This is a genomic window from Streptomyces sp. NPDC006516 (assembly GCF_040611875.1).
Taxonomy (GTDB): Bacteria; Actinomycetota; Actinomycetes; order Streptomycetales; family Streptomycetaceae; genus Streptomyces.
In genome coordinates this window covers 107,935-117,523 of the sequence record NZ_JBEXPD010000020.1, presented here as the reverse complement: position 1 = coordinate 117,523, position 9,589 = coordinate 107,935, and the positions used below count along the sequence as shown (strand labels likewise).

The window sequence follows — 9,589 nt, the reverse complement described above, 5'->3', positions numbered from 1 at the left end:
GCTTCGGTGCGCAGCGGATTGATCTCCGAGACGGCACCGACAAACGTGGTCTTACCCACGCCGAAGCCCCCTGCCACCACGATCTTCGCCGAGGTGGTGGCGCGGGCCGTACCGTCGCTAGAGCTTGCGAAGTCCACTGAGCACCCTTTCGAGCAGTGTCACATCCGGCGCGCCGCCGGCCTCTCCGTTGCCCGGCTGGTGGATGGCCACCATGCCGGCTTCCGCCAGGTCCGCCACGAGGATCCGGGCCACGCCGAGCGGCATGGACAGCAGGGCCGACACCTCGGCCACCGACTTGACCTCACGGCACAGGTGGCAGATCCGCTGGTGCTCGGGGAGCAGCGTCCCGAGGTGGGCGGGGTCCGCTGTGGTGCTGACCAGAGCCTCTATCGCGAGCTGGTAGCGCGGCCGGGTCCGGCCACCGGTCATGGCATACGGACGGACCAGCGGCTGGTCGCCTTCACCGTCGTACGACGCGTGGTGCAGTGCGCCGTACGGATCGGGTGAGGCGGGTGGCGGGGTCATAAATCCTCCGGGCGTGACAGCAGGATGTCGGCTTGCCGTCTGAAGGTGGCCGGTGAGGGGCTGTGGCGGCCGGATGGGTGAGGGTTTTGAGTAGTACCTGGGGTGATCGTGTCAGGTGTCTGCCGCATAGCCGATCAGTGCAGCAGACTTCCTTGTAGTTCGGCGCGGAGGTCAGGGGTGAGGACGGTTCCCGCGCGGTCGACGAGGAGCGCCATCTCGTACCCGACCAGACCGATGTCGGCGTCCGGGTGGGCGAGGACGGCGAGTGACGAGCCGTCGGAGATGGACATGAGGAAGAGGAATCCCCTCTCCATCTCCACGACCGTCTGACTCACGGCGCCGCCTTCGAAGATCCGGGAGGCACCCGCCGTCAGCGACGTCAGACCGGAGGCCACGGCCGCCAGTTGATCGGCGCGGTCGCGTGGGAAACCTTCGGACATCGCCAGCAGCAGGCCATCCGCGGAGACCACCACCGTGTGGGACACCCCAGGGGTGTTGTCCACGAAGTTGGTGATCAGCCAGTTCAGATTCTGCGCGGCCTGACTCATGGGGCTCAACTAACGCTCCTGCTGGTGAGTGGGGCCGAGTTGGAAACTGCCGGTAGACGGGCCGTTGTTGGCCTGTCGTCCCTGCTGGATGCCCCGGCGGAGATTGGTCAGACGGCCGCGTACGTCATCGGGCGCACGCGAAACCTGAGGTCCGGACTGATGATTCTGCTGCTGTGCGGTGCCCGGAACCAAATTGGCACGTGGGACACGGCGGGGCAGGCCGGACGTGGTGATGCCGCCCGCGGCGGGCTTCTTGACCCGCTCCGCCTGCCGCACGAGCTCGTCGTTCGGCGAAGCGCGCCATGAACCGGTGTCCGCCGCACCACGCCTGGGCATGGGCGGAGCCGGGCTGCCGGCGGGCTGAGAGGCGGCCGGTTCCTGCGGTTCGGCGGCGGGGGGCTGTTGCTGGCCACCCTGCTGCGGACCGTGGAACCAGTTCGTCTCGAGCGTGTCGTACAACGGCGTACGCCCGTCACCCGGTCCGGCCGGCGGCAGCACCTCGGGCTGCTGCGGCAGGGCGGGGCGGCGCGGCGGCTCACCCGCGGAGGGGGCCGGCGGCCGGGGGGCGCCGAAGTCGGCGTTCCCGGGCTGACGCGGTGCGGGCATCTGCGGGGACTGGGCGCCGTAGCCCTGGTCCTGCGGCCTCGGCGCGTTGAAGTCCGGGCGGGCGAACTGCGCGGTGCTCGCCGGGTCCTGCGCCTGCGGGGCCGGCGGTGCCGAGAAGTCCGGCCGGGCGAACTCCGCCGTGGCAGCGGGTCCCTGGCGGTCGTCCATCGGCGGACGCTGGTTCGGCGGGGTGAACGGCTGGTTCGGGGCGGACGTGCCCGGCCGGGCGAACCGGCCGGAGTCGTGCTCCTCGTGACCGCGCGGAGCGTCCGGCTGTGTACGCCGCGGAGCACCCTGCTCCTCGACGCCCCAGCTGGTGCCCTGCGGGCGCTGCGGCTGCGGGTTGCCGCCGGGGAGTTCGGCGCGGGGGCCGCCGGGCGGAGGCAGCTGGCGTCCGGGACCACCGGGCTGCTGCCGGTGTCCCTGGTCACCCTGGCCCTGCTGCTGAGCCTGACGGGCGGGCGGGCCGCTCTGCTGGCCGGAGTGGCCGAACAGGTTGGGCCGCCCCGAGTCCGCACCGGCCGAGGGGTCCTGCGGCGGACGGGCGCCCGGGCGGGCACCGCCGGCGAAGGCGCCGGCGAGGCCGCCGCCCTGACGCGGTCCCTCGGGCCGGCCCTGGTTCGGCAGGCCGGGGCCCTGCGGGCCGCCGGGCTGCTGTCCGGGGCCCTGCTGCTGACGCGGTCCGGCGCCGCCGTCGCGCGAGGGCAGTGCGGCACGCGGGGCCGAGCCCGCACCCACCTGCCCGCGCGGCGCGCCCGCGCCCAGACCGTTGGTGGGAGCCGCGGCGGAACCCGCGAGCCCGGGACGCTGGCCCGTGCCGGGAGCGCCACCGGCGAGGAGCCCGCCAGGGGCACCGCCCTGCGGGGCACCCTTGCCCTGCTGGCCCTGTCCCTGGCCCGGCTTCGGGGGCTGCTTGCCGCCGTGCGCGACCTCCATGGGCAGCATGACCAGCGCGGTCGTACCACCGGAGTCGGACGGGCGCAGCTGGATGCGGATGCCGTGTCGCAGGGACAGGCGGCCGACCACGAACAGACCCATGCGGCGGGAGACCGAGACGTCCACGGTGGGCGGCGATGCGAGCCGCTCGTTGATCGCGGCGAGGTCCTCCGGGGAGAGGCCGATGCCGGTGTCGTGGATCTCGACGAGCACACGGCCGTCGGGCAGCGCGTGACCGGTGACCCGGACCTTCGTCTGCGGCGAGGAGAACGACGTGGCGTTCTCCAGCAGCTCGGCGAGGAGGTGCACGAGGTCGTTGACGACGCGGCCGGCGACCTCGGTGGCGGGCACCGCGGCCAGTTCGATGCGCTCGTACTGCTCCACCTCGGAGGCGGCGGCGCGGAGCACGTCGACCAGCGGCACGGGGCGCGTCCACCGGCGGCCCGGCTCCTCACCCGCGAGGACGAGGAGGTTCTCGCCGTTACGGCGCATGCGGGTCGCGAGGTGGTCGAGCTTGAAGAGGGAGGACAGCTGGTCCGGGTCGGCCTCGCGGGACTCCAGTTCGGAGATCAGCGAGAGCTGGCGCTGGATGAGGCCCTGGCTGCGGCGCGAGAGGTTGGTGAACATCGCGTTGACGTTGCCTCGCAGCAGCGCCTGCTCGGCGGCGAGACGGACGGCCTCACGGTGCACGTCGTCGAAGGCCGCGGCCACCTGGCCGATCTCGTCCCGGGAGTGCACACCGACCGACTCGACCGAGGTGTCGACGTCCTGGGGGTCCGTCTCGGAGAGCTGCTTGACGAGCTCCGGCAGACGGTCCTGGGCGACCCGGGTCGCGGTGTCCTGGAGCTGTCGCAGCGAGCGGATCATGGAGCGGGCCACGACGAAGGCGCCGACCAGCGACACCCCGAGGACGATCAGGATGATCGCACCGTTGAGGATCGCGTCGCGCTGCGACTCCTCGCGCAGCTCGCGGGCCTTGCTCTCCATCTCACCGAGCAGCGTCTGCTCGATGGTGCCCATGGCGTTGATCTTGTTCGAGCTCTGGTCGAACCAGTCCATGTACGTACGGGTCTTGCCGCTGCCCTCCATGCCGAGGGGGCTGTCGAGCACCTTCCTCGCGTACATGTCGGCGGCGGTGATCTCGGGATTCCCGTTGTCCAGCGGGGCCAGCAGCTCGGCGGAGCTCTTGCCCATGGACTCGTAGGTCGTCTCGAAGGTCTTGAGCGTCGTGCCGGCCTTGTTGAGCGCGTTACGGCCGAACGCCTGGTCGTTGTCGTTCAGGTGCGTCTTGTCGCTGTCGCCACCGGGCAGCGCCGCCGCGATGATCGCGCGCTCGACCGAGGCGTACTCCTTCGAGGCGGAGAAGGCGGCCAGGGCGCGGGTGCGCTTGATCATCTCCGGGTTGCTGGTCGCCTGGGCCATGTCCTGCGAGAGGCTCAGCAGGGAGGTGATCAGCTGGCTGTACTGGTCGATCGTGTTGAGGCTGGGGCTGTCGGCGGCGTACGCGTCCTTGCGGATGCTGGTGATGTTGCCCAGCTGGTTGCCGATCTGGCTGACGCTCGCGTGGATGCTGTCCAGCGCCGCGTCACCAGGGGTGTTGCCGATCTCGTCGGTCGCGTCGAAGAAGGCGGCCTTGGCACGGTCGGTGCGCTTGCGCGGTTCGGTGACCTTGAAGTCGGTGACCTTCACGCCGTTCGACAGCGGGCCGGCCGAGTTGTCGCGCTCGTACTGGAGCGCGTTGGCGAGCGCGGTCGCCTGCTTGGTCATCTTGGTGAGCAGCTGCATGTGCTCCAACTGGTCCATGTCGTTCATGGACTCGTTGATGCGCAGGCCACCGAGGGTGGTCGCGGCGACCACGGGAAGGGCGAGGAGGGAGACCAGACGCGTGCTGATGCGCCAGTTGCGCAGGGCTATGCGTGAGCCGGCGCTGCCAGGACCGACCGGCTTGTGGGGCGTCGCGGCGTCTCCGCCTCCGGTACCCGTCGGCCCCGTCGAGCCGGTGCGTTGCGCGCGGTCGCCGCCGTCCCCGGCCGGGCCGGAGTTCTGGGCGTGCTGGGGCACGGAACCGCGGTCGCTGCCACCGCGCGGTTCCTGATCCGCCGGAGCTTCCCCTCGGCCCTGGCGGGGCTGGGGCGACCCCATGCCATCCCTCTTGAAACGTCCCTGCACTAGCGTCGCAACCTCTGGACCAGGCGTCCCTTCGCGCGTGGGCGCGGCAGGACGGTGTCGGCGTCGTGGGGCGCTGGACGCGCCCCAAGGTGGTCGTGAGTGACCGGCGTACTTCCCCCTCCCGCCGCCACTCGGCGCTGCGTTGCGCCCCTGCGCGCTGGGCCTGAAACCCGCGGCGGTGCGTGGAATTCCAGCACAGAGGAGGATCTCCAACAAGGCCCGCGTACCGGGCTGTGACCTGGGTGACACGGTGTGATGACTGAGTGACAAGGTGTGGAGTGCGTTCACTGTCAAAACGGTCGATTAGGGGTGGGCCCTCCCGGGGTGACCGGTGTCCCAGACGCGATGATCGGGAGCGGAATGCCAGATTCAATGACGGATTGTCTGGTTTGCATCCCATGATCAAGTGACCGTAATGACTGTTTTGTCGGCAACTTCGTGAGCAAACTCACATGATGATCGCCGTCTCATCCCGGCCACGTCGGGGAATCGGATGTTTAGCCTGACGCTTTACAGGGATAGCGAATCCGACAACCGGCGCACCTCCGGGCAGCGCCCCAGCGACAAGGGTCCACACGGCAGATGAAGACGACGATGACGTTCCGCAACATTGCCAACCCCCGGCGCACGACGCTGGCGCACCTCGCGGACGCCGAGGCGCTGCGGACGCCGGAACAGCGGGAGCACGCCGTCGACCTGCCCACCCAGACGGCCAACCCGCGCCGCACCATCCTCATGGACGCACCGGCCGCGGCTGCGAAGTAGGACGGGCCGCACACCGGTACAGGTCCGCCTGCCGACGCGGGCCCACCCACCCGGCACGGTCCGCCCGCCGGCGCGGGCCCACCCGCCGTCACCGGCACGGCCGCCCCTCACGCGCAGCCGGTGTCCGGCCGGGCGAGGCGATAGCCTGGAGCGTCAGTCTTCAGCCAGCCAGCAAGTGAGGGGCGACAGCATCCCGTGCGCATCGCCAGGTTCTCCATCGACGGCAATGTCGCCTTCGGCGCGGTCGAGGGCGACAGCCCCGACAGCCTCGTCCTCGACATCATCAAGGGCATCCCGTACGCCGACTTCGAGCTCTCCGGGACCAAGGTCCCGCTGAAGAAGGTCCGGCTGCTCCCGCCCGTGCTCCCCAACAAGGTCGTGGCCATCGGCCGCAACTACGCGGAACACGCCGCCGAAATGGGCAACGAGGTCCCGGATGTGCCCGTCGCCTTCTTCAAGCCCACCACGTCGGTGATCGGCGCGGGCGACTCCATCGAGTTCCCCTCCTTCTCGGAGGAACTGCACCACGAGGCCGAGCTGGCCGTGGTGATCGGCCGGATGTGCCGCGAGGTTCCGCGTGAGCGCGTCAAGGACGTCATCTTCGGCTACACCTGCGCCAACGACGTCACCGCGCGTGACGTCCAGCGCCGGGAGAGCCAGTGGGCCCGCGCCAAGGGCTTCGACACCTCGTGCCCGCTCGGCCCGTGGGTGGAGACGGACGTCGACCCCGGCAATCTGGCCATCCAGGCCACGGTCAACGGCGAACAGCGCCAGCTCGGCCGGACGAGCGACATGATCCGCTCCGTCGAGGACCTGATCGTCCACATCACGGAAGCCATGACGCTGCTCCCGGGTGACGTGATCCTCACGGGAACCCCCGCAGGAGTCGGACCCCTGCACGTCGGCGACGAGGTCGCCGTCACCATCGAAGGCATCGGCACTCTCACCAACAAGGTGATCAAGCGTGGTTAACGCACCAGTCCGCGTACGTTTCTGTCCCTCCCCGACCGGTAACCCCCACGTGGGCCTGGTCCGCACCGCCCTGTTCAACTGGGCCTTCGCCCGGCACCACCAGGGCACCCTGGTCTTCCGTATCGAGGACACCGACGCGGCCCGCGACTCCGAGGAGTCCTACCAGCAGCTGCTCGACTCGATGCGCTGGCTCGGGCTCGACTGGGACGAGGGCCCCGAGGTCGGCGGCCCGCACGAGCCGTACCGCCAGTCGCAGCGGATGGACCTCTACAAGGACGTCGCCGCCAAGCTCCTGGACGCCGGGCACGCGTACCACTGCTACTGCACCACCGAGGAGCTCGACACCCGCCGCGACGCCGCCCGCGCCGCCGGCAAGCCGTCGGGCTACGACGGCCACTGCCGCGATCTGAGCGACGAGCGGAAGGCGGCGTACGAGGCCGAGGGCCGCACCTCGATCGTCCGCTTCCGGATGCCCGACGAGGCCATCACCTTCACCGACCTGGTCCGTGGCGACATCACCGTCCAGCCGGAGAACGTGCCGGACTACGGCATCGTCCGCGCCAACGGGGCCCCGCTCTACACGCTGGTCAACCCGGTCGACGACGCCCTGATGGAGATCACCCACGTCCTTCGCGGCGAGGACCTGCTCTCCTCCACCCCGCGCCAGATCGCGCTCTACCGCGCGCTGATCGAGCTGGGCGTCGCCAAGGACATCCCCGCCTTCGGTCACCTCCCGTACGTCATGGGGGAGGGCAACAAGAAGCTCTCCAAGCGTGACCCGCAGGCCTCGCTGAACCTCTACCGCGAGCGGGGCTTCCTGCCCGAGGGGCTGCTCAACTACCTCTCGCTGCTGGGCTGGTCGATCGCGGAGGACCGCGACATCTTCGGCCGCGACGAGCTGGTCGCGGCGTTCGACATCTCCGCCGTCAACGCCAACCCGGCACGCTTCGACCTGAAGAAGGCCGAACACATCAACGCCGAGCACCTGCGCATGCTCGACGTGAAGACCTTCACCGAGGCCTGCGGCCCCTGGCTGAAGGCCCCCTTCGCCCCGTGGGCGCCCGAGGCCTTCGACGCGGAGAAGTTCGCCGAGATCGCCCCGCACGCCCAGACGCGTGTGACGGTCCTCTCGGACATCACGGCCAACGTCGACTTCCTCTTCCTGGACGAGCCCGTCCACGACGAGGCGTCCTGGGCGAAGGCCATGAAGGAGGGCTCCGACGCCCTGCTGGTCACGGCCCGTGCCGAGCTGACCGCCGCCGAGTGGAACGCCGAGGCCCTCAAGGCGGCGGTTCTCTCCGCCGGGGAGAAGCACGGCCTGAAGCTGGGCAAGGCGCAGGCGCCGGTCCGGGTGGCCGTCACCGGCCGCACGATCGGCCTGCCGCTCTTCGAGTCCCTGGAGATCCTGGGCCGCGAGAGGACGATCGCCCGCATCGACGCCGCGCTGGCGAAGCTCGCCGCGTAGCGGTCCGTACGCACGCCGGAGGCCGGGTCCCCACGGGGAGCCCGGCCTCCGGCCGTTCACGGCACCGGAAGCCGGCAGCGGGGGCCGGTCCCCGGATTCCCGTGTTCCGGCTTCCGCGCGTTTTCGGGCGGGTAGGTTCCTGGACATGGTGATTCGCGCGGTCCTCTGGGACGTGGACGACACGATCTTCGACTACGCGGGCTCGGACCGGACCGGTCTGCTGCGGCATCTCCGCGCGGAGGGGCTGGCCGAGAGTGACGAGGACCACCACGGCCGCTGGATGAGTATCGCCTCCGTTCACTGGGCGCGTGTCGCCGCCGGGGAGTCGGACTGGCCCGCGCACTGCCGGGACCGGGTGCGGGAGTTCCTGGACGCGGAGCTGAGCGACGAGGACGCCGACGCGTGGTTCCGCCGGTACGTGGGGCACTACGAGAGCTCCTGGGAGCTCTTCCCGGACGCCGTGCCCGTTCTCGACGCGCTGGCCGCCACGCACCGGCACGCGGTCCTGTCGAACTCCTCCGTCGACCACCAGGAGCGGAAGCTGCGGGCCCTCGGTGTGCGGGACCGTTTCGAGGTCCTGCTGTGCGCGCAGGAACTCGGCGTCTACAAGCCGGACGCCAGGGCCTTCCGCACGGCCTGCGAGGCGCTGGAGCTCGATCCGCACGAGGTCGTCTACGTCGGGGACCAGCCGGACATCGACGCGGCCGGAGCCGTGGCCGCCGGTCTCGCCGGGGTGTGGCTGGACCGGCGTGGACGGGGCGGGCGCCCGGAGCTCGTGCGGATCACGGGGCTCGCCGAGCTTCCCGGCCTGCTGGCAGGCGATACCCGTTTTGGAGCGCCGGACACCTTCAGGTAATGTTCTTCCTGCGCCGCCCGAGCGGGCCGAAAGATCCGGCCGGGAAGCGCAGACAGAGACACAGCCCCCAGGGGTTGCGTTTCAGTGGGCTATGGTGTAATTGGCAACACTACGGTTTCTGGTACCGTCATTCTAGGTTCGAGTCCTGGTAGCCCAGCGCAAGACCACGTAACAAGCCCCCGTTGTGTAGCGGCCTAGCACGCTGCCCTCTCACGGCAGTAGCGCCGGTTCGAATCCGGTCGGGGGTACAGATCCTTCCCGCGAGAACACCTGGGTCGCACCCACGTTTTCGATGCAGGATCGCTAGGGCCCCCGTTGTGTAGCGGCCTAGCACGCTGCCCTCTCACGGCAGTAGCGCCGGTTCGAATCCGGTCGGGGGTACTTGTCACACCATGGGCTATGGTGTAATTGGCAACACTACGGTTTCTGGTACCGTCATTCTAGGTTCGAGTCCTGGTAGCCCAGCGCAAGTCAGCAGTAACCACGCCCCCGTTGTGTAGCGGCCTAGCACGCTGCCCTCTCACGGCAGTAGCGCCGGTTCGAATCCGGTCGGGGGTACAACACAGCAGTACGGCAAGGCCCTTCACCCCGGTGGAGGGCCTTCTCCGTGTTCCGGGCGGCGCAGGGGAGTTGAGGGGGCGGTGCGGCCACTTCCCGTACGAGGCGGGCCTGTTGCGGGGTGCGTGCGTGCTGGTCGGGAAGGGGGCCGCCACGACGCTGGGGCGGCCTCGGGGGAGGGTGCGTGCC

7 protein-coding genes, 5 tRNA genes and 1 pseudogene are annotated in these 9,589 nt (G+C 70.1%); 9 read left to right on the top strand and 4 right to left on the bottom strand.

All coding sequences use genetic code 11. From position 1 onward, the window contains the following. The 4 genes and pseudogenes from ABZY45_RS33475 to ABZY45_RS33460 all read right to left on the bottom strand — a co-directional run. A pseudogene (locus tag ABZY45_RS33475) lies at positions 1 to 137 on the bottom strand (ATP-binding protein); the annotation flags it as partial. Then, positions 118 to 525 carry a DUF742 domain-containing protein gene (locus ABZY45_RS33470; protein WP_003966010.1) on the bottom strand — a complete coding sequence of 136 codons (408 nt, stop codon included), beginning with the start codon at positions 523 to 525 and terminating at the stop codon, positions 118 to 120. The gene ABZY45_RS33470 and the pseudogene ABZY45_RS33475, both read right to left, overlap by 20 nt. A 134-nt stretch (positions 526 to 659) precedes the next feature. After that, positions 660 to 1,073 carry a roadblock/LC7 domain-containing protein gene (locus ABZY45_RS33465; RefSeq protein ID WP_006127850.1) on the bottom strand — a complete coding sequence of 138 codons (414 nt, stop codon included), beginning with the start codon at positions 1,071 to 1,073 and terminating at the stop codon, positions 660 to 662. A gap of 9 nt (positions 1,074 to 1,082) precedes the next feature. Next, complete coding sequence (locus ABZY45_RS33460) at positions 1,083 to 4,757, bottom strand: nitrate- and nitrite sensing domain-containing protein (RefSeq protein ID WP_356746019.1); 3,675 nt, start codon at positions 4,755 to 4,757, stop codon at positions 1,083 to 1,085. 609 nt (positions 4,758 to 5,366) lie between these two features. On the opposite strand from ABZY45_RS33460, the gene ABZY45_RS33455 reads away from it, so the two are divergent. The 9 genes from ABZY45_RS33455 (at position 5,367) to ABZY45_RS33415 (ending at position 9,400) form a co-directional block, all read left to right on the top strand. Continuing rightward, on the top strand, positions 5,367 to 5,549 hold the full coding sequence (locus ABZY45_RS33455) for a hypothetical protein (RefSeq protein WP_356746018.1): 183 nt from the start codon (positions 5,367 to 5,369) through the stop codon (positions 5,547 to 5,549). Between the two features lie 195 nt (positions 5,550 to 5,744). Further along, positions 5,745 to 6,521 (top strand): fumarylacetoacetate hydrolase family protein, encoded by a 777-nt coding sequence (locus ABZY45_RS33450; RefSeq protein WP_145810904.1) that lies wholly within the window; start codon positions 5,745 to 5,747, stop codon positions 6,519 to 6,521. Next, positions 6,514 to 7,986: a glutamate--tRNA ligase gene (gltX, locus tag ABZY45_RS33445; protein ID WP_356746017.1), complete on the top strand. Its 1,473-nt coding sequence runs from the start codon at positions 6,514 to 6,516 to the stop codon at positions 7,984 to 7,986. The genes ABZY45_RS33450 and gltX overlap by 8 nt, the downstream gene beginning before the upstream one ends. A gap of 145 nt (positions 7,987 to 8,131) precedes the next feature. Next, entirely contained in the window at positions 8,132 to 8,842 is a 711-nt protein-coding gene (locus tag ABZY45_RS33440) for an HAD family hydrolase (RefSeq protein WP_356746016.1), read from the top strand. Positions 8,843 to 8,927: 85 nt separating this feature from the next. Then, positions 8,928 to 8,999, top strand: a tRNA-Gln gene (locus ABZY45_RS33435). 18 nt (positions 9,000 to 9,017) lie between these two features. Beyond that, positions 9,018 to 9,090 (top strand) — tRNA-Glu (locus ABZY45_RS33430). A gap of 60 nt (positions 9,091 to 9,150) precedes the next feature. Beyond that, a tRNA-Glu gene (locus tag ABZY45_RS33425) sits at positions 9,151 to 9,223 on the top strand. Positions 9,224 to 9,235: 12 nt separating this feature from the next. Next, positions 9,236 to 9,307: transfer RNA gene (locus ABZY45_RS33420), tRNA-Gln, on the top strand. Positions 9,308 to 9,327: 20 nt separating this feature from the next. Then, positions 9,328 to 9,400 (top strand) — tRNA-Glu (locus tag ABZY45_RS33415). The last annotated feature ends 189 nt before the right edge of the window (positions 9,401 to 9,589 follow it).

Bases quoted from the DNA above. Each gene is read 5' to 3' on its own strand.
- ABZY45_RS33470 (WP_003966010.1), bottom strand. From the start codon at position 525: ATGACCCCGCCACCCGCCTCACCCGATCCGTACGGCGCACTGCACCAC.
- ABZY45_RS33465 (WP_006127850.1), bottom strand. From the start codon at position 1,073: ATGAGTCAGGCCGCGCAGAATCTGAACTGGCTGATCACCAACTTCGTG.
- ABZY45_RS33460 (WP_356746019.1), bottom strand. From the start codon at position 4,757: ATGGGGTCGCCCCAGCCCCGCCAGGGCCGAGGGGAAGCTCCGGCGGAT.
- ABZY45_RS33455 (WP_356746018.1), top strand. From the start codon at position 5,367: ATGAAGACGACGATGACGTTCCGCAACATTGCCAACCCCCGGCGCACG.
- ABZY45_RS33440 (WP_356746016.1), top strand. From the start codon at position 8,132: ATGGTGATTCGCGCGGTCCTCTGGGACGTGGACGACACGATCTTCGAC.